Genomic DNA, 19,847 nt, shown 5'->3' on the forward strand with positions numbered 1-19,847 from the left:
ATGCAAGCAGAGAAGTTTCATGACCTCCCGCTTGAAGACGTGTTAGGTGATCGCTTTGCACGTTATAGTAAATATATTATTCAAGATCGTGCACTTCCAGATGCACGTGATGGCTTAAAGCCAGTACAAAGACGTATTTTATATTCTATGTATGTAGAAGGTAATGTACATGATAAAGCGTTTCGTAAATCAGCTAAAACAGTAGGTAATGTTATCGGTAATTATCATCCACATGGAGATTCCTCTGTATATGAAGCAATGGTACGCTTAAGCCAAACTTGGAAAGTACGTAATGTTTTAGTTGAAATGCATGGTAATAACGGTAGTGTTGATGGGGACCCAGCGGCAGCGATGCGTTATACGGAAGCTCGTTTATCACCAATCGCATCTGAATTATTACGTGATCTTGATAAAGAAACAGTTGAATTCGTGTCAAACTTTGATGATACGAGTGAAGAACCGGTTGTATTACCAGCAGCGTTCCCGAATTTATTAGTGAACGGATCTACAGGGATTTCCGCTGGTTATGCAACAGAAATTCCTCCGCATCATCTTGGAGAAGTTATTGATGCTACAATGATGCGTATTGATAAGCCAAATAGTACTGTTGATGATTTATTAACAGTTATGAAAGGACCAGATTTCCCAACAGGCGGTATTATTCAGGGGATTGATGGTATTAAAAAGGCGTATGAAACAGGTAAAGGTAAAATTATTATTCGCGGAAAAGCAGAAGTTGAAACAGTGCGCGGTGGGAAACAACAAATTGTAATCACTGAAATTCCTTACGAAGTGAATAAGGCAAATCTTGTAAAGAAAATGGATGAATTACGTCTAGATAAAAAGTTAGATGGTATTGCTGAAGTGCGTGATGAGACAGATCGTACTGGTTTACGGATTGTTGTTGAATTAAAAAAAGAAGCAAATGCCGAAGGTATTTTAAATTATTTATATAAAAATACAGATTTGCAAATTCCATATAACTTTAATATGGTAGCGATCAATAATCGTCGTCCAACACTTATGACATTACCGAAAATTTTAGATGCTTATATTGGACATCAAAAAGAGGTTATTACGAGACGTTCGCAATATGAATTAAGAAAAGCAGAAAATCGTCAACATATTGTAGAAGGTTTAAAGAAAGCATTATCGATTTTAGACCAAGTAATTGAAACAATTCGAGCTTCAAAAGATAAACGTAACGCGAAAGATAATTTAAGTGCAAAATTTGGCTTTACAGAAGCACAGGCAGAAGCAATTGTTTCCTTGCAATTATATCGCTTAACGAATACAGACATTACGGCGTTACAAGAAGAAGCAGATGAGCTTAATAAGAAAATTATTGAGCTACAGGCAATTTTACAAAGTGAAAAAAGATTACTTCAAGTAATTAAAACAGATTTAAAGAGAGTTAAGAAAACATATAGTGATGATCGACGCGCGATTATTGAAGATCAAATCGAGGAAATTAAAATCGATGTAGAAGTTATGATCCCACAAGAAGATGTCATCGTTACTGTAACGAAAGAAGGATATGTGAAACGTACTGGATGGCGCTCACACAATGCCTCAAACGGCAAAGACTTCGGTATGAAAGAGGGTGACATCTTACTTGAACGATTCGATACGAATACGACAGAGACAGTCCTCTTATTTACGAATAAAGGAAACTATATATATCTGCCAGTATACGAAATGCCAGATATTCGTTGGAAAGATTTAGGTCAGCACGTTGCTAATATCGTTTCACTCGACCGGGATGAAACAATCATTTGGGCAACGGTTGTACAGAACTTTGAGGAAGAAAAACGATTTATCGTATTTGTAACAAGAAATGGTATGATAAAGAAAACAGAATTAAATCAATATAAAGTTCAGCGTTATTCAAGGGCATTCGTTGCTGTAAACTTGAAAAAAGATGATGAAGTTGTCGATATATTTGCGACAGATGGAACGAGTGATATCGTTCTTGCTACACACGGTGCATATGCACTTATTTTCCATGAAGATGAAGTAAGTCCAGTCGGTGTAAGAGCTGCTGGCGTGAAAGCAATTAATTTAAAAGAAGATGACTATGTCGCTTCTGGTAAACCGTTAAATGGTGACAAAGATCAACTTATTCTCGTAACACAGCGCGGTGCTGTAAAACGTCTAAAAGCATCAGAAATTGAAAAATCAACGAGGGCGAAACGAGGTCTTGTTATTTTCAAAGAATTAAAACGTAATCCGTACCGCATTGTCGGTATTGAAATTGTTCGGGACGATGAATTAGTTTACATGAAGACAGAGAAAAACATTGTAGAAGAGATTGATCCGAAAGCGTATCGAAATAAAGACCGGTATAGTAATGGTAGCCTAGTGCTAGATGTTAATGATACTGGTGAAGTAGTAGAAACGTGGACGAAGAAAAGACCAGAATAAAGAGGGCATCTTGCTATGAATAATAGCAAGATGCTTTTTTCTAGGCAATTTATTATGTAAATAATAATAATCTTGTTATAATAACTGAATGAAATCGTTCTCATAAAGTGAAACTTTAATCAATGGGGATTTTCTTTATCCACACTGATTATTAGTTGAACCAATCGGGCTTTAACAAGCAGTTGATTTCTCACCTAATTCCTTAGCTTTCGCTGAATTTTTGGTTAGGAATCTTACTGCCTGTTAAAGCGGGACAAATGGAGGGGCAACATGAAAAAAATAGGTGTAGGGATTGTAGGATTTGGTTTTTCTAGTACGACATTTCATATCCCACTATTGCAAACGATAGAAGAATATGATATTCGTGCTGTATTATCCTCAAAAGAAGAGGTAGTAAAAGAAACATTACCAAATGCTAATGTTGTTAGTACAATTGATGAATTGGTGAAGCGAGCTGATGTTGACTTAGTTGTTATTACATCACCTAATACAACTCATTTTCCATATGTAAAAGAAGCAATTTTAAACGGTAAGCATGTTGTTGTAGAAAAACCATTTGTTGTCTCAATTGAAGAAGGGGAAAAGCTTATTTCATTAGCAGAGCAGCATAATGTAATGTTAAGCGTATATCATAATCGTCGTTTTGATAATGATTTCTTAACAATTAAGAAATTGTTAGGAGAAAACAGAGTAGGGAATGTATACGCATATGAATCGAATTTTGATCGTTTCCGTCCACATGTACGTGATCGATGGAGAGAAAAAAATCTACCAGGCTCCGGTATATTATACGATTTAGGGTCGCATTTAATTGACCAAGCGTTATCAATATTCGGGAAACCAGATGCGATAAGTGCAGATGTAATAAAACAACGACCAGGTGCAGAGGTGGATGATTATTTCCACATAGTACTTCATTACGGAGTTAAACGTGTCATTTTACGTAGTAGCAGTTATGTGAAAAAAGCTGGACCGCATTTTATAGTGCATGGAGAGAAAGGTTCTATCGTGAAGTACGGTATGGATTCGCAGGAAGAGCAATTAAAAAATGGAATGAAGCCAGGTGATAACGGTTATGGAGTAGACGATGAAGAGAATTTTGCTACTTTAGAAACAGAAGAAAACTTAGAGCGTATTCCAACAGAAGTCGGTTGTTATGACAATTATTATAAAGGTGTGCGAGATAGTATATTAAATGGTGAGAAACTACCTGTAACAGCAAAAGAAGGTTTAGATGTTATTAAACTGATTCAATTAGCGATTGAAAGCAGTGAAAAAGGTAGAGTCATTTCTATAAAATAAAAAGACACGAAATTCGTGTCTTTTTTATTTTTGTGGAACAGAAAGACCATAGAAGAACATAGTGACTATATCTTGTATATGTTTTTCGCGATTTCCTTCAAGAAGTTGTGCCCCAAAATCATCACCTAATTTAGTAAACATTTGAATGTAAAGTAACATCATTTCTTTAGTAAGGTGTGGATTAATTTCGTTTTTGCGCTGAGCTCGTTCTAATATTTCTAAATACCAGGGCAAGATTTTTTCATTTTGATAACTATAAATAAACTTTCGGAGTTCTTCGTCCCTTTGCATCATTTGCAGTAACATATCAGGTTGAAATAACCCGCCAGTATTCATTTTTCTTACAATCATTTTTTGCATCATATCATGAAAAGGTAATTTTTCTTCTGCAAGATCTTTATAATATTGAAATTCAGATATGATAAATTCTTGTATAAGCTCCCTAAATAACGCATCTTTACTTCCGAAATGATTATAAATTGTAACTTGAGAAACGTTGGCTTCTTTTGCGATATGTTCTATTTTCACTTCATTAAATCCACGTTCTGAAAATAATACGAATGCTGCTTCTTTAATGGCACGTTTTTTCTTTTCTTTTACTCTTTCAAAGCCGTTCAATGCAATCACCTCACTTAAAATATACAAGAAAAAATAATGGAAAACAATAATTTTGAAATATGAACTAATAAATATTTCAAAAAGTTGTTGCGAATATGGAAGATGAGGAGTACAATAATTTTGAAATATCACGTATTAAATATTTCAAAAAATGAGGTGGAATTATGATTTCAGTTCAAGATGTCACAAAACAGTTTTCGAATGGAAAAGGTTTGTTTCATATTACATTTGATGTAAAAAAGGGAGAAGTATTTGGTTATTTAGGCCCAAATGGTGCTGGAAAATCAACGACGATTCGTAATTTAATGGGATTTATAAAACCGACAGCTGGTAAAGCGACAATTTTTGGATTAGATTGTTGGAATGAAGCAGCGAAAATTCAAAGGGAAGTTGGTTATCTACCGGGTGAAATTTCTTTTATTGAAGGAATGAACGGATTAGAGTTTTTAAAATTAATGCAAGGAATGCGTGGATTAAAGGATACAAAAAGACGAGATGAACTAATAGAGCGTCTGCAATTTGATGTGAAAACACAGATTCGCAAAATGTCTAAAGGAATGAAGCAAAAAGTAGGGATAGTCGCTGCATTTATGCACGATCCAGAGGTGTTAATTTTAGATGAGCCAACATCTGGGCTTGATCCACTTATGCAGCAAGTGTTTATAGATTTAATATTAGAGGAAAAGCAAAGAGGAAAAACAATTCTTATGTCTTCGCATATTTTCACTGAAATTGAGAGAACTTGTGACAGAGTAGCTATTATTAAAGATGGTCGACTCGTAACGGTTGAAAATATTCACGATTTACAAAGTATGAGAAGACAGGTGATAGATGTAACAGTATCATCACAAGAAGAGATTGAGTCTCTTACAAAGTGTAATTTGCAATTTGAAGCGGTAAAAGGCAGAGAGGCATCTATCATTGTACAAGGAAACTATCAAACTGTTTTACAAACACTTTCAAACTACAATGTAACGGCACTTCAAACGAGAGCGATGGATTTAGAACATTTATTTATGCATTATTACGATAAGAAAGAAGGGATAACGCATGAATAAGCAATTATTTTTAGCTAGTTTGAAAGAAACACAAAAAAGTATTTTGAGTTATGCGTCTGGTGCAGCTTTATATCTGTGGTTATTAATTTGGATATTCCCGTCAATGGTATCAGCAAAAGGGCTAAATGAATTAATAGGTGCCATGCCTGATAGTGTGAAAAAAATCGTTGGTATGGAAAGTCCGATTCAAAACGTAATGGATTTTCTAGCGGGCGAATACTATAGTCTATTGTTTATTATCATTTTAACAATTTTTTGCGTAACAGTTGCGACACATTTAATTGCTCGTCATGTAGATAAAGGAGCAATGGCTTACTTGCTAGCAACGCCTGTATCTAGAGTACGAATCGCAATTACGCAAGCGGCTATTCTTATATTAGGACTACTGATTATTGTAGCGGTTACGTATGTAGCGGGTATAGTAGGTGCTGAATGGTTTTTAGAGGATAATAACTTAAATAAAGAATTATTTTTGAAGATAAATGTAGTCGGAGGGCTCATATTTTTAGTCGTTAGTGCCTATTCATTTTTCTTTTCTTGTATATGTAATGACGAAAGAAAAGCACTAAGTTATTCAGCGAGTTTAACTATCTTATTTTTCGTATTGGATATGGTAGGGAAGTTAAGTGATAAGTTAGAATGGATGAAAAACCTATCATTATTCACGCTGTTTCGTCCGAAAGAAATTGCTGAAGGATCATATAATATATGGCCGGTAAGTATAAGTTTAACTGCTGTAGCGCTTTGTATTTTTATCGTAGCGATTGTAGTATTTAGGAAGAGGGATTTACCGTTATAGAGTAGAAAGTCCACTGAGAAAGTGGGCTTTTTTTATTTGTAAATTTAAACTAGTATGTTTATTGCATCCTTATAAAGGATATTTATCTTTTTAATTAAAAAAATATTCAAAAAAGTGAACCTTTTTCTAGGTTCATACGTCTAATATATGTAAAGTTAAATTGGAAGTGATGAAGTGAGGATGAAACAGGAGGAGCGATTGTGAAAGTAATCCCTTTATATAAAATGATTATAAAAGAAGAAACGGATGTTTCTTTAGCGAAAAAAGGTGATCATGAAGCCTTTATAGCGCTTATACATACAGAAAAAGTGAAGATGTATCGAATAGCAAAGGCGATGTTACGTGATGAGACAAATATAGAGGATGCGATACAGACAACAATTTTAAAAGCCTATGAAAATATAAAAAAATTAAAAAAAGAAGAATTTTTTCAAACTTGGTTAATTCGAATACTAATAAATGAGTGTAACAATATTATTAGAGCGTATAAAAATGTAATTGTGACAGAAGAGAATGATTACAATATGAGTGCGTGTGATCAGTATGAAGATATAGATTTGTGTAATGCGATTCAATCGTTACATGAAGAATTAAGAGCTGTTACGGTGCTTTATTACTATGAAGATATGAATCAAGAGAGTATAGCAAAGCTGTTAGAAATACCGAAAGGAACAGTGAAATCAAGATTATCACGCGCGAGGGAACAACTACAAAAACGATTAAAGATGGAATAGGGGGTGTAAAGGATGGATAATGAAAAATTATTTGATGAGAAATTAAAAAAGAGAATAAAAGATGAAAATGTTATAGTACCTCCAGAGTTAAATGAAAAAATTAATGGCACGCTACATAATCTTCAGGTAAAAAAGAAGAGTTACAAAATTCATATGATGATAATTAGTGCAGCGGTTTGTATACTTTCAGTGGTATCTATGTCTGAGTTTTCTATACAAAGTTTTGCGCAAAATGGTGGAGTATTTGAATATGTAAAGAAAAAAGCGTTTTCTGATTATGAAAATGAAGAAGAAATAAAATCGAATGTACATTATCCAGATAAAGAAAAGATTCATCAAAAAATGCTAGATTCTATTGATTATTTTAAAAATATTTCAGGACAATTTGAGGAATATTCTAGCTCATCAAGAATTGCTACAACATATAAGTATGCGATTGATACGGAGAAACAAAGAGGTATCTCTTCGAAAGAAGATAAACTAGCCAAAAAACGAACAATTATATATAACGAGGGCAAGAAAAAAGAGTTTGATGATGAGAAGTATACCTATAAAGAGACAAAATGGAACCCGAAAGAAAGAAACAATGAACTATTAAAATTAAATCCTACGGAAAGGTTAGTGAGAAAATCAGATGAGAAAAAGAGATATGATGATGAATATGTAGGGCTAGCTAAATATAGTATTCAATCAGAATTCGCAGATTTATTAATTCGATATAAAGATTGGAATTATAAAGAAACGAAATATCTTGGATTAGATTGTTACAAAATTGAAGGAGTTATAAACATAGAGATGCCTGTTAGCACCTCTGAAGATTTAAGAGGGAAATTCGAAATGGTTGTGGAGAAAAATACAGGGATTATGTTGAAATTTCTTAGTTTTCAAGAAGGCTTGATTCAATATTCAGTTACGACTGAATGGATACAAATAGATAAGGGATTGAAAGAAAGTATGTTTCAAAAGGATAGCGCTAAATATGAAAAAATGAAAAACATATTGGATCAATAGAAACAGGAGGAGAGTAAATGGGGAATCATTCATCTTTAAGAGAAGAGAAAAATAAGCAAAAATATAAAAAGAAAAAGATAATAAGTTTACTACTGGCGGTATTACTATTTGGTGGAATTGGCTATGGAGCCTATGTATATATGAAAACTTCTAGTCTTGTACAAAAATCTAATTTGAATTTAGCACGAGGTGAAAAATCCAATTTACGTGAGAAATCTGTAAAGCCAATTGCAAATCATGTTTCACTTTTAATTATGGGAATTGATGAAAATCAAGAACGACAAAAGGAATATAATGGTGCATTTCATACAGATGCATTATTGTTAGCGACTTTTAATAAAGACGATAAAACAGTGAAATTAACGAGCATACCGCGTGATACATATACATATGTTCCAGTTGAAAAGAAAAAAGATAAAATAACCCATGCATATGGAAGTGGTTTCGTTAAAAATGGTAAAGATGGAGGACCGCAAGCTTCTGTGGAAGCGGTAGAAAAATTGTTACAGGTGCCTGTTGATTATTTTGTGAAATTTAATTTTGGTTCCTTTACTAAAATTGTTGATGGGTTAGATGGTATTGAAGTGGATGTCCCAGTTGAATTTACGGAGCAAAATAGTAAAGATGAACCTGATGCGATTCATTTGAAAAAAGGATTACAAAAATTAAATGGGGAAGAAGCACTTGCACTAGCAAGAACGCGCCATATTGATAGTGATGCAATGAGAGGACAACGCCAACAACTTATTATTGAAGCGATTTTAAGTAAATTAAAAAGTGTAGGATCGATTACGAAGTTAGAAAAAATAGTTGAGGCGGTTGATGGTGATTTTAAAACAAATTTAGTAATGGATGATATTTTATCTTTTTATAAATACGGTTTAAACGGTTCAGTTGAAAAAATACAATTAGCTGGTGATGATTTATACTTACCTAATGGCCCAAACGGGCAACGTGTATATTATTATAATCCTAATAAAAAAGATCTACAGAGTTTGAGTAATACTCTTAGAACACATCTAGGATTAAGTGAAAAGCAAATTGAGGAGAATTAAAGCAGACGAAATGTCTGCTTTTTTATTTTTGTAGAAAAGATGTTTTTAGATATATGCATTATTTATTAGCAATAATTAACAAGTATTCAAGCGGTAAATGAGATCGAAGTGATTAAAACAACGAATGTGTATGAATGCAAAATAAGGTTTGAACAACATATGGAATTTTTATGAATATTACTGTAAAAAAATAATTTTTTAAAAATTTTCAATAATAATACTTTACAAAAATTAAAAAATTAGTAGAATAAGAATTAGTAAGAATCGTCTGATAAATATATAGAGAAAAACAGAATTATCAGAAAATTCTTTAATAGCTATCGTTAAGAATTAGGGAGGGTACAAAATGAAAAAGAAACAAATGAAAAAACTAACAGCAGTTGTAGCACCGGTTTTAGCAATGAGCATGGCGTTAACAGCATGTTCTACATCAGGTGGAGATAAGAAGACAAGCACAAATTCTAACTCTAGTGGAGATAGTAAGTCAGGGGAAAAATTAGCAGCAAAACAAGTGCTAAACCGCACAGAAACAAATGAGATCCCAACAATGGATACTTCAAAAAATACAGATAATTTAGGTTCTCAAATTTTAGGAAACACAATGGAAGGTTTATATCGATTAGATAAAGATAATAAACCAATCCCAGCTGCAGCAGAATCTAGTACGAAAAGTGAAGATGGTAAAAAATATACATTTAAACTACGTAAAGATGCAAAATGGTCAAATGGTGATCCTGTAACAGCAAAAGACTTTGCTTATGCATGGCAACGATTATTAGATCCAAAAACAACTGCAGAATATGCGTTTATCGCATTCCCAATTAAAAATGCAGAGGCGATTAATAAAGGTGAAAAACCAGTAACTGAACTAGGAGTTAAGGCGGTAGATGACTATACATTAGAAGTTGAATTAGAACAAGCGGTACCATACTTCTTAAACTTAGTAGCGTTCCCATCGTACTATCCATTAAATGAGAAGTTCGTAAAAGAAAAAGGTGATAAATACGGTTTAGAGTCTGATACAACAGTATATAACGGACCATTCGTTCTTACTGATTGGAAGCATGAGCAAGGCTGGAAACTAAAGAAAAATGATCAATATTGGGATAAAAAGACTGTAAAATTAGATGAAATTAACTATAGTGTAGTAAAAGAAATAAATACAAGGGTAAACTTATTTGATACAGGTGCAATTGATTTCGCACTTCTATCAGGTGAATTCGTTGACAAATATAGAAATAACAAAGAGGAGTTTGGCACATACTCACAAGTAAGTACATTCTTCTTACGTATGAATCAAAAACGTGGTGGACAAGATACACCATTAAAGAGTCAGAAATTACGTGAAGCAATCGCGCTTTCTATCGATAAGAAAAATCTAGCAAACGTTATTTTAAATGACGGATCTAAACCAGCAGACTTCTTAGTACCGAAAGGGTTAGCGACTGGACCAGACGGAAAAGACTTCCAAGAAACATTTAAAAATGGTATCAAACCAGATGCGAAAAAAGCTGCTGCAGCCTGGGAAGAAGCGAAAAAAGAACTTGGAAAAGACCAAGTTACAATTGAGCTATTAAACTATGATACTGGTAATGCGAAAAAAGTTGGGGAATATGTAAAAGATCAAATTGAGAAGAACTTAAAAGGTGTAACTGTTAATATTAAACTTCAACCATTCAAACAAAAACTGAAATTAGAAACAGAGCAAGATTATGATTTATCATATGCTGGTTGGGGACCTGACTATGCTGACCCAATGACATTCTTAGATATGTTCCAGTCTAAACATTCTCATAACCAAATGAGCTTCGCTGATCCAAAGTATGATGATATGATCAAAAAAGCTGGCACTGAATTAATGGGTGACGCGAAGAAACGTTGGGAAGAGTTAGGGAAAGCTGAGAAATTACTTCTTGAGCAAGATGTAGCACTTGTACCTTTATACCAACGTGGTGATGCATATGTTCTAAAACAAAATATTAAAGGTATTGTAAAACATAATATCAGTCCGGAATATAGCTTTAAATGGGCGTATGTAACTGAAAAATAATAGAGTAAAAAAAGCATTTCAAAGTAGCTTAGCTACCTTGAAATGCTTTTTTGTATATTGCAAATTAAAATGTAAACTTGTAGTATAGCAAAATAAAGAAGAATAAGGAGCAAAGTATGCACATATGGTAGATGGGGGATAAGCTCTACCAAATTACAAAAAGTTAAAACCAGAATATTTAAAATAAAACTATTTACAAATACGAAAAAAAGAGTAGAATAACATTAGTTGTAATTTTCTGAAAAATAATTCTTTAGTAAGGGGTCTCTCAAGGGTTGGTAATGTACATATAATTAGGGAGGGTACAAAAATGAAGAGAAAAAAGATGAAAAAGTTAACGGCAGTTGTAGTACCAGTTTTAGCGATGAGTGTTGCATTGACAGCATGTTCTGGGTCAGGTGGGGAAAAGAAAACGACTACTACATCAAATAGTGGGGAAGAAAAAAAATCTGATATTAAATATGCAGCGAAACAAGTATTAAATCGTACGGAAAACCAAGAAATTCCGACGATGGATACTTCTAAATCTACTGATACATTAGGTTCGCAAATTTTAGGGAACACGATGGAAGGCCTATATCGCCTTGATAAAGATAATAAGCCAATTCCTGCTGCGGCAGAGTCTAGTACGAAAAGTGAAGATGGTAAAAAGTATACGTTTAAACTGCGAAAAGATGCAAAATGGTCAAATGGTGATCCTGTAACAGCGAAAGATTTCGTTTTTGCGTGGAAGCGCTTACTCGATAAGAATACTGCGGCAGAATATGCATTTATTGCTTACTATATTAAAAATGCAGAAGCGATTAACAAAGGAGAAAAACCTGTAACTGAATTAGGAGCGAAGGCGGTAGATGATTACACGCTAGAAGTAGAATTAGAAAAACCGGTACCGTATTTCTTAAATTTATTAGCATTCCCATCATACTATCCATTAAATGAAAAATTCGTAAAAGAAAAAGGTGATAAGTACGGTTTAGAAGCAGATACAACTGTGTATAACGGTCCATTCGTTATGTCTTCATGGAAACATGAACAAGGTTGGCAGCTAAAGAAAAATGATAAGTACTGGGATAAAAAGACTGTGAAATTAGAAGAAATTAACTACAGTGTAGTAAAAGAGGTTGCAACGAAAGTAAACTTATATGATACAGGATCAATTGATTTTACATTACTATCAGGAGAGTTTGTAGATAAATATAAATCGAACAAAGAAGAATATGGTGAGTATGCGGAATCAAGTACATTCTTCTTACGTTTAAATCAAAAACGTAACGGACAAGATACGCCTTTAAAGAGCAAAAAACTTCGTGAAGCAATTGCATTATCAGTTGATAAAAAAGGATTGGCGAATGTAATTTTAAATAATGGATCAAAAGCAACAGATCAATTGGTTCCAAAAGGACTTGCGACAGGGCCAGATGGTAAAGATTATCAAGATACATTTAAAAATGGTCTGAAATATAATCCGAAAAAAGGAGTAGCGGCGTGGGAAGAAGCGAAAAAAGAACTTGGAAAAGATCAAGTTACAATTGAATTGCTAAGCTATGATGATGGAACTGCGAAAAAGATTGCTGACTATGTAAAAGATCAAATTGAGAAAAATTTAAAAGGTGTAACGATTAATACGAAAATTCAGCCGTTCAAACAAAAATTAAAATTAGAAACTGCGCAAGATTATGAAATTTCTTATGCAGGTTGGAGTCCAGACTATGCGGATCCAATGACATTTATTGATATGTTTGAATCGAAGAGCCCGTACAATCAAATGAGTTATTCAAACCCAAAATACGATGAAATGGTAGGAAAAGCAGGTAATGAATTAATGAGTGATGCGAAAAAACGCTGGGAAACGTTAGGAAAAGCTGAAAAATTATTCCTTGAAGAAGATGCAGGGTTAGTACCTTTATATCAAACAGGAAGATCGTACGTAATGAAACCGAATGTAAAAGGAATTGTGAAACATAACATCAGTCCAGAATATAGCTTTAAATGGGCGTATGTAACTGAGGATGGCGGAAAAAAATAAAGTGAAAGCATTTCAAAAGTGGCTGAGCTGCTTTTGAAATGCTTTTTAGTATGTATAAGGGAATAAATCTCGTTAGTCTATTGAGAATCGGGTAGGTAATTAGGAAGGTTCTATCGGAGGAATTTAGAGAGGTCAGTAAGTAGTAAGACAGATGATAGTAAGAGACCTCATGCTAATAAGAAAAATATAGAACGTAGTAATAGAGTGGAATAAGGGGAGGGATGTTTACATATAGTAGACGGGGGATAATTCATATAGTAGTTAAAACAACAAGTTACTATAATAAAAAAATAAATATTTAGAAAATTTACAAAAATACTTTACAAAATTTAAAAAAACAGTAGAATATTAATTAATAAGAATTTTCTGATAACGAAAGTTAGTAGAGAATTTCTAAATGTTAATATCGTACATATAATTGGGGAGGGTACAAAAAAATGAAGAGAAAAAAGATGAAAAAATTGACAGCGGTCGTAGCACCAGTTTTAGTAATGAGTATGGCATTAACAGCTTGCTCTGGATCAGGAGATAAAGAGAAGGCAAGCACACCACCAAAAAGCGGTGAAAAAGAAGGTGGAAAGCTAGCGGCGAAGCAAGTGCTTAATTTAACAGAGTCTCAAGAGATTCCATCTATGGACTCTGCTAAAGCGACAGACCAAGTATCGTTTCTAGCTTTAAACAACGTAATGGAAGGTTTATATCGACTTGATAAAGATAATAAAGCAACACCAGGAGTTGCTGAATCATATAAAAAGAGTGATGATGGTAAAAAGTATACATTTACATTAAATAAAAATGCAAAATGGTCAAATGGAGAGCCTGTAACAGCGAAAGATTTCGTGTTTGCTTGGAAACGTGCGGTAGATAAAAATACAGCAGCAGAATATGCATACATTATGTTTGATTTGAAAAATGCACAAGCGATTAATGAAGGAAAAGCTGAACTAGATACGTTAGGAGTAAAAGCTGTAGATGACTATACGTTAGAAGTAGAATTAGAAAATCCAGTTCCTTACTTTGTAGAATTAACTTCATTTGGAACATTTTATCCATTAAACGAGAAATTTGTAAAAGAAAAAGGTGAAAAGTACGGTTTAGAATCAGATACGACGTTATACAACGGACCGTTTACATTGACAGACTGGAAACATGAAGAAGGTTGGAAGTTAAAGAAAAATGCACAATATTGGGATAATAAAACAGTTAAGTTAGATGAAATCAACTTTAACGTAGTAAAAGATAGCGGTACACGTGTTAACTTATATGAAAGTGGACAAATCGATCGTTCAGGACTTACATCTGAATTTGTTGACAAATATAAATCAAACCCCGACTTCTTTACACAAAAAACACCGTCAACGTACTTCTTACGCTTAAACCAAAAACGTGGTGGGCAAGATACGGTGTTAAAGAGCAAAGATCTACGTTTAGCGATTGCAAAAGCGTATGATAAAAAAGGCTTAACGAACGTTATTTTAAATGACGGATCTACACCGGCAGATTACTTAGTACCAAAAGAATTTGCTAAGAGCCCAGATGGAAAAGACTTCCGTAAAGAAAATGGAGATATTTTAAAAACAGATGTGAAAAAAGCAAAAGAGCATTGGGAAAAAGCGAAAAAAGAACTTGGAAAAGATGCAATTACAGTAGAACTATTAAACTATGATGGTGATGGTGCGAAAAAAGTAGGAGAATTCTTAAAAGGAGAACTTGAGAAAAACTTACCAGGTTTAACAGTGAATTTGAAAAACCAGCCATTTAAACAAAAGTTAAAGTTAGAATCAGATCTAGATTATGATTTATCTTACGCTGGTTGGGGACCTGACTACTTAGATCCAATGACATTCATTGATATGTTCGTTACAAATGGCCCTCATAACCAAACAGGATATTCAAATCCTAAATATGATGAAATTGTACAAAAAGGTAAAGGTGAGCTATTAACGAAAACGAAAGAGCGTTGGGATAGCTTACTGAAAGCGGAGAAAATGTTATTGGAAGATGCAGCAATTGCACCATTATATCAACGTGGTGATGCTATCGTTCAAAGACCTAAAGTAAAAGGTATTGTTCACCATCCAGTTGGTGGAGACTACAGCTATAAATGGGCATATATTACAGAGGATAAGTAAGATGAGGGGCGTACAATACGCCCCTTTTTCTATGCACTTTTCTTCCGTCCTCGAATATATAAAATAAAAAAGGGAGAATCCCATGAAGCGAAACACATACATCGATTTCCTAGCTTATTACGGAATAGGAAGTGCTCATCCTGGTGGTTTTACGTTAACAAAACAATTGTTAGCACAACTGCCTTTTAAATATGGAGCGAATGTCCTGGAGATAGGTTGCGGTACAGGGAAAACAGCGGCATATATGACAAGGGAATTTGGTTATAAAGTAACAGCGGTTGAAAAGAATGAAATTATGATTCAAAAGGCAAAAGATAGATGGTTGTTTGAAGGGTTAGATATACAATTAATTGAAGGGAATGTAGAGAATTTACCGTGTTTGAATAACTCATTTGAGTTCGTACTTGGAGAATCAATCATCGCTTTTACAGACAAAGAAAGGGTTATCTCGGAGTGTTATCGTGTATTACAGCAGGACGGTAAGCTTGTTGTCATTGAAATGATTATTGATAGGCACATTGATAAGGGTGAGGAAGAAAAAATCGCCCAATTATATGGTATGAAAGAACTATTAACTGAGAATGAGTGGGTACAATTATTTCAGAAAGCAAATTTTAAAAGAATTACAATTGCTGGTGGTGGCACGATTGCAGAAACAATCTCTGGCTATGTAGAAGAGCCAGAATGGAATGTATCCTCACATATTCCGAATGAGTTATATGAGGCGTGGGTACAGCATGAAAATGTCCGGCTTATGTACCAACACATTTTAGGGCATCGTATTTTTATATGTGAAAAATAAAGAAAAAGAGTTGGCTAAAGGTAGTCAACTCTTTACTATGTTAAATGAAAAACAATGCAGCTAATGTAATTCCGAAGATAAAACCAAATCCGAGTTCAACCCCCCAGCCATCGCAACCACAACTACTACAACCACGACCACCACATCCGCAGCTGCTAAATCCACCACCGCATCCAAATCCGCAACTATCACATCTGCTAAGGCCGCCGCAAAGGTCACAACCACCGTTTGCATAAGCGTCATAGTATCCGAATCCTGAATCAAAAGATGAGCGCTGTTGCACCGGTTCAATCCATACAGAGCTTTGTGTCACATCGATTATTTTCCCTAAATGTATACGGCCATCACGGTCTTCAATCCGAACAACTTTTCCGAAGTAACGTCGGCATGTATCATAACATTTTTGTCTATGCATGTTCTTTCCTCCTTCCCCATTACAGTAATACGATATGTAGAGGGGACAAGTGCGGCTTGTACGAATGCCCTATCTATCATAATTGTTGTAGGAAAGGGGAAATATAAGAAGAGGATATATAAGGAGGAAAAGGCATGAAATCTACAGATCAGTTTCAGACATACGAAGTACCATGGGAAGATTTTATTGAAGCGTTACGAGAGGAAATGAAGAAGCAAGTAGGAGCAGATATTATTGATACAGTAGTTTGCAATTTAGAAGATGGTTTTGAAGTGTACACATATGTGCAGGGGGATTTAGATTTTGAATATAAGGAAGCGCTTGAGAGAAAATACGGAAGTGATGCGAAGACACCTAATGTGTTAACGATAATGTTATTAGCTAGTATTTATAATACAGGTGAAGAGAATATACGCTTACATGCGGATCATAAAGAGAATCCGATTGTTGAAGTGTATGTAAAGCAATGAAACACGCTGTGGAAGGCGTGTTTTTTATTTGTCCCGCTATTTGTGGGCAGTAAGACCCCCACCTCAAAATTCAGCGGAAGCAAAGAAATTAGGTAGGGAATCTACTGACCGTAAATGCCCGGTTGGTGAAGGCTAATAATCAGTGGGGGATGAACAAAACCCCACTGATTCAAGTTTCACTTTATATGATAAAATATTAGAAAATTGAGAAAGAAGGTGAAGGATTGGGAATTAAACATCTTAATTTAACAGTTACAGATGTAACAGCAGCTAGAGAGTTTTTAGAGAAGTATTTTGGTCTAATTTGTAGTGGAACAAGGGGAAATGGCTTTGCAGTTATGCGTGATAATGATGGATTTATACTAACTTTAATGAAAGGAAAAGAAGTTCAGTATCCAAAAACATTTCACGTAGGATTTCCACAAGAAAGTGAAGAACAAGTAGATAAGATAAATCAAAGATTGAAGGAAGATGGATTTTTGGTCGAGCCTCCTAAGCATGTCCATGCGTATACGTTTTATGTTGAAGCACCTGGTGGATTTACAATAGAAGTGATGTGTTAAGTCAAAAATCAAACTTTTTGTTATGTGTTTTTAAAATAAAAAGTAGGAAAAGTCTGTTTTAAGTGTGGAGCTTAAACAGGCTTTTTTACTTATAGTATCGGATAGAAAACGCTAGAAGGAATAATATTCAGTTCTTATAACTGTTTACATAATAAAATTATGCTGGGTTCGTTGTCCTAAAATACAAGTCATATATCTTGTTTCCTCTCATAAATTTAAACATAGGAATTTGTCTACAAAGGTGGCGAAGCCTCATCATGAAAATCCGAATTTGTGCCACGTTCATGTTGTTTCTATTTATATGTTTACCTTTATCAGCTTTTGCAAAAGGAGAGGAGGCAAAGGAAAGGGTCGTTTCACTTGTATATGACGATTCGGGCAGCATGAGAAATAACGATCGCTGGAAATATGCCAATTATGCTTTGCAAAGTTTAGTTGCGCTATTGGATGAAAAAGATAAATTTTCTTACGTTCCAATGAGTAAGCCGAATGAGCCATTAAACATTTCGTTAACGAAGGATAAAAGGCAAACAGAAATTGAGGGAATTGGAGCATGGAAAACGTATTTAAATACTCCATTTAGCGCGGTAGAAACGGCGATGCAATCTATAAAAAAGGAAGCAGATATAGATGGAAAACGTGAATTTTGGCTTATTGTATTAACTGACGGGGCATTTAATGATTTAGAGAAAGATAAGGTTGGCGGAAAAGAACAAATTTTGCAGAAATTAGCCCAGTTTAAGAAAGAAATGGATGCAAAAAAGATATCGTTACATCCAGTCTTAATTACGATGGAAGAAGATTTAGGACAACAAGAAAAAGAACAACTAAATACGTTCAAGGAAATATGGAAGAAAGAGATAAATGGTGTTACGATGCCGTCAAACGGAGAAGATGGCATTGTAAAAAGTGTAAATCAAGTGGCAGCATTAGTTGCAAATCGTGATCCATTCTCCTCTGTTGAATCGATTGTAAAAACGAAAGTAGTGGGGAAAAGAGTAGAGATTACAACACCGTTTCCGTTAAAGCGTATGACGCTTGTACGACAATCGCCTTCTCTGCCCGATTATCAGGTCACACAAATTTCTAAACCATTACAATTACAATCTTCTTTTTCCATACATGCACCAGGAGAAGCAAAATTGTTCGGAAATATAGTTCATATAAGTACGGAAAATGAGGAAGTTATTAAACCAGGAACTTATACGATAGAAGTGGACCAGGACATTGAGAAAGAAGGACTACAAGTACTAGTTGAACCAGCGCTTAATTATACGGTTTCTACTTATGCCAAAGATGATAGTAGTCAAAAAAATGTAGAGAAAATGTATGAAGATGTTACTGCTGTTATTGAAGCAAAGCCTACGGAGTTGCCAGTTCAGTCTTCTTACTTTCAGGCAGAATTAGAAATAGAAGGAAAACAGTACCCGATGAAGTGGGACGATAAAAAACATGTATTTTACTACGAAATGAAGATTGCTAAAGGGCTAGTGCGTGGGAAAGTTCATATGAACATAAAGGGATTTTACAGACAGACGAAAGAATTTAAAATCGAAGTAACGGAAAAACCAAAATTATCACTACAAACGATTACGAAAGATTATGAAGAAAAAGTAACAAATTTAGAGAATAGTAAACCGTTTATTATACAACCACAGTTAGATGGTAAGCCGATGACAGAAGAGGCTGTAAAGAAACTATTAAAATCTACTGGTGTCACATCTAAACAATCAATCAACTATGAAATAAAGCAACATGGAAATCAAATCTATGTTTATCCTCGTCCCTATTACTCCGACACATTTAATTTTACAGATACCGGCACCGTAGAAGCTACCATCGTAATGCAGGATTCAAAGTTACAAGAAGTAAAGAAAAACATAACATTCCATATTCAAGATGCTCCGTTTTATGAAAAATATGCGCTTATTTTTAAGTTTGTCATTCCTATCACTTTATTACTACTAGTAGTAGGAATCATTGTTTTAGGATGGATTGTTCGGCCAAGATTTCACCGGAAAGCACTACTGTATTATGAATGGGATCAAGAGGTAGCGAAAGATTGGCTATATCAATCTGAACCAGAATTACTTCGAAATAAATGGTGGAACCATTATTTTGGTATCCCATTTAGAGCAGAAAGAAAAACAGTGCAATCCGTTACGTTTATAGCGAAGAAAGGTTCGAAATCTGTCTTTGTAGCGAAAGAATCACAAGTAGTTGGAATGATTATTGATGGGATGTTTATAACAAAGGATGAAGTAGGAATGGAACATAAGACACTATATCCAAATGAACTTTTACTAATTGATAGAGGATATGGTAAAGAGATTTACAAGTACGAATGTGAATAGTAGATAGGGAAAAGAAGGGGATGGAGTATTGATT

16 protein-coding genes are annotated in these 19,847 nt (G+C 34.3%); 14 read left to right on the forward strand and 2 right to left on the reverse strand.

The genetic code is table 11. The annotated features are described in order from the left end of the window. Entirely contained in the window at window positions 1-2,424 is a 2,424-nt protein-coding gene (gene parC, locus D1166_RS14185) for a DNA topoisomerase IV subunit A (protein WP_001147465.1), read from the forward strand. A 270-nt stretch (window positions 2,425-2,694) separates the two neighbouring features. Next, complete coding sequence (locus D1166_RS14190) at window positions 2,695-3,726, forward strand: oxidoreductase (protein ID WP_000719773.1); 1,032 nt, start codon at window positions 2,695-2,697, stop codon at window positions 3,724-3,726. A 24-nt stretch (window positions 3,727-3,750) separates the two neighbouring features. On the opposite strand, the gene D1166_RS14195 is transcribed toward D1166_RS14190, so the two are convergent. After that, the gene (locus D1166_RS14195) at window positions 3,751-4,353 is read right to left on the reverse strand and encodes a TetR/AcrR family transcriptional regulator (RefSeq protein ID WP_118043338.1); all 603 of its coding nucleotides are present in this window, start codon (window positions 4,351-4,353) and stop codon (window positions 3,751-3,753) included. Window positions 4,354-4,508: 155 nt separating this feature from the next. Here D1166_RS14195 and D1166_RS14200 point away from each other — a divergent pair, with 155 nt between their 5' ends. The 9 genes from D1166_RS14200 (at window position 4,509) to D1166_RS14240 (ending at window position 16,011) form a co-directional block, all read left to right on the forward strand. Beyond that, entirely contained in the window at window positions 4,509-5,402 is an 894-nt protein-coding gene (locus D1166_RS14200; protein WP_000626582.1) for an ABC transporter ATP-binding protein, read from the forward strand. After that, complete coding sequence (locus tag D1166_RS14205; protein ID WP_001041436.1) at window positions 5,395-6,201, forward strand: ABC transporter permease subunit; 807 nt, start codon at window positions 5,395-5,397, stop codon at window positions 6,199-6,201. Before D1166_RS14200 ends, D1166_RS14205 begins: the two co-directional genes overlap by 8 nt. Window positions 6,202-6,401: 200 nt before the next feature. Further along, window positions 6,402-6,935, forward strand: coding sequence for an RNA polymerase sigma factor (locus tag D1166_RS14210; protein WP_000864723.1), 534 nt, complete (start codon window positions 6,402-6,404; stop codon window positions 6,933-6,935). A gap of 12 nt (window positions 6,936-6,947) precedes the next feature. Beyond that, a complete protein-coding gene (locus D1166_RS14215; RefSeq protein ID WP_000368246.1) occupies window positions 6,948-7,946 on the forward strand; it encodes a hypothetical protein in 999 nt (332 codons plus the stop codon). Between the two features lie 17 nt (window positions 7,947-7,963). Next, entirely contained in the window at window positions 7,964-9,001 is a 1,038-nt protein-coding gene (locus tag D1166_RS14220) for an LCP family protein (protein ID WP_000526724.1), read from the forward strand. Between the two features lie 346 nt (window positions 9,002-9,347). Then, complete coding sequence (locus D1166_RS14225; protein WP_000730149.1) at window positions 9,348-11,051, forward strand: peptide ABC transporter substrate-binding protein; 1,704 nt, start codon at window positions 9,348-9,350, stop codon at window positions 11,049-11,051. A gap of 310 nt (window positions 11,052-11,361) precedes the next feature. Then, window positions 11,362-13,077 (forward strand): peptide ABC transporter substrate-binding protein, encoded by a 1,716-nt coding sequence (locus D1166_RS14230; RefSeq protein WP_000823474.1) that lies wholly within the window; start codon window positions 11,362-11,364, stop codon window positions 13,075-13,077. Window positions 13,078-13,514: 437 nt separating this feature from the next. Further along, entirely contained in the window at window positions 13,515-15,209 is a 1,695-nt protein-coding gene (locus D1166_RS14235; RefSeq protein ID WP_000823437.1) for a peptide ABC transporter substrate-binding protein, read from the forward strand. Window positions 15,210-15,291: 82 nt separating this feature from the next. Further along, window positions 15,292-16,011, forward strand: coding sequence for a class I SAM-dependent methyltransferase (locus D1166_RS14240; RefSeq protein WP_000828242.1), 720 nt, complete (start codon window positions 15,292-15,294; stop codon window positions 16,009-16,011). 40 nt (window positions 16,012-16,051) lie between these two features. Here D1166_RS14240 and D1166_RS14245 read toward each other — a convergent pair whose 3' ends face one another. After that, window positions 16,052-16,426, reverse strand: coding sequence for a hypothetical protein (locus D1166_RS14245; RefSeq protein ID WP_000554996.1), 375 nt, complete (start codon window positions 16,424-16,426; stop codon window positions 16,052-16,054). Between the two features lie 134 nt (window positions 16,427-16,560). Here D1166_RS14245 and D1166_RS14250 point away from each other — a divergent pair, with 134 nt between their 5' ends. The 3 genes from D1166_RS14250 to D1166_RS14260 all read left to right on the forward strand — a co-directional run bounded on the left by D1166_RS14250 (window position 16,561) and on the right by D1166_RS14260 (window position 19,813). After that, complete coding sequence (locus tag D1166_RS14250) at window positions 16,561-16,896, forward strand: hypothetical protein (protein ID WP_000842883.1); 336 nt, start codon at window positions 16,561-16,563, stop codon at window positions 16,894-16,896. 224 nt (window positions 16,897-17,120) lie between these two features. Beyond that, window positions 17,121-17,459, forward strand: coding sequence for a VOC family protein (locus D1166_RS14255; protein WP_000511520.1), 339 nt, complete (start codon window positions 17,121-17,123; stop codon window positions 17,457-17,459). A 257-nt stretch (window positions 17,460-17,716) separates the two neighbouring features. Then, window positions 17,717-19,813: a vWA domain-containing protein gene (locus D1166_RS14260; protein ID WP_000702074.1), complete on the forward strand. Its 2,097-nt coding sequence runs from the start codon at window positions 17,717-17,719 to the stop codon at window positions 19,811-19,813. Window positions 19,814-19,847 lie beyond the last annotated feature (34 nt).

It is taken from the genome of Bacillus sp. ISO11, assembly GCF_003458115.1.
GTDB classification, from domain to species: Bacteria; Bacillota; Bacilli; order Bacillales; family Bacillaceae_G; genus Bacillus_A; species Bacillus_A cereus.

Excerpts from the sequence above, each read along its gene's own strand:
- D1166_RS14230 (WP_000823474.1), top strand. The coding sequence starts at position 11,362 with ATGAAGAGAAAAAAGATGAAAAAGTTAACGGCAGTTGTAGTACCAGTT.
- D1166_RS14220 (WP_000526724.1), top strand. The coding sequence starts at position 7,964 with ATGGGGAATCATTCATCTTTAAGAGAAGAGAAAAATAAGCAAAAATAT.
- D1166_RS14250 (WP_000842883.1), top strand. The coding sequence starts at position 16,561 with ATGAAATCTACAGATCAGTTTCAGACATACGAAGTACCATGGGAAGAT.
- parC (WP_001147465.1), top strand. The coding sequence starts at position 1 with ATGCAAGCAGAGAAGTTTCATGACCTCCCGCTTGAAGACGTGTTAGGT.
- D1166_RS14260 (WP_000702074.1), top strand. The coding sequence starts at position 17,717 with ATGAAAATCCGAATTTGTGCCACGTTCATGTTGTTTCTATTTATATGT.
- D1166_RS14190 (WP_000719773.1), top strand. The coding sequence starts at position 2,695 with ATGAAAAAAATAGGTGTAGGGATTGTAGGATTTGGTTTTTCTAGTACG.
- D1166_RS14215 (WP_000368246.1), top strand. The coding sequence starts at position 6,948 with ATGGATAATGAAAAATTATTTGATGAGAAATTAAAAAAGAGAATAAAA.
- D1166_RS14205 (WP_001041436.1), top strand. The coding sequence starts at position 5,395 with ATGAATAAGCAATTATTTTTAGCTAGTTTGAAAGAAACACAAAAAAGT.
- D1166_RS14240 (WP_000828242.1), top strand. The coding sequence starts at position 15,292 with ATGAAGCGAAACACATACATCGATTTCCTAGCTTATTACGGAATAGGA.
- D1166_RS14235 (WP_000823437.1), top strand. The coding sequence starts at position 13,515 with ATGAAGAGAAAAAAGATGAAAAAATTGACAGCGGTCGTAGCACCAGTT.
- D1166_RS14225 (WP_000730149.1), top strand. The coding sequence starts at position 9,348 with ATGAAAAAGAAACAAATGAAAAAACTAACAGCAGTTGTAGCACCGGTT.
- D1166_RS14200 (WP_000626582.1), top strand. The coding sequence starts at position 4,509 with ATGATTTCAGTTCAAGATGTCACAAAACAGTTTTCGAATGGAAAAGGT.
- D1166_RS14245 (WP_000554996.1), bottom strand. The coding sequence starts at position 16,426 with ATGCATAGACAAAAATGTTATGATACATGCCGACGTTACTTCGGAAAA.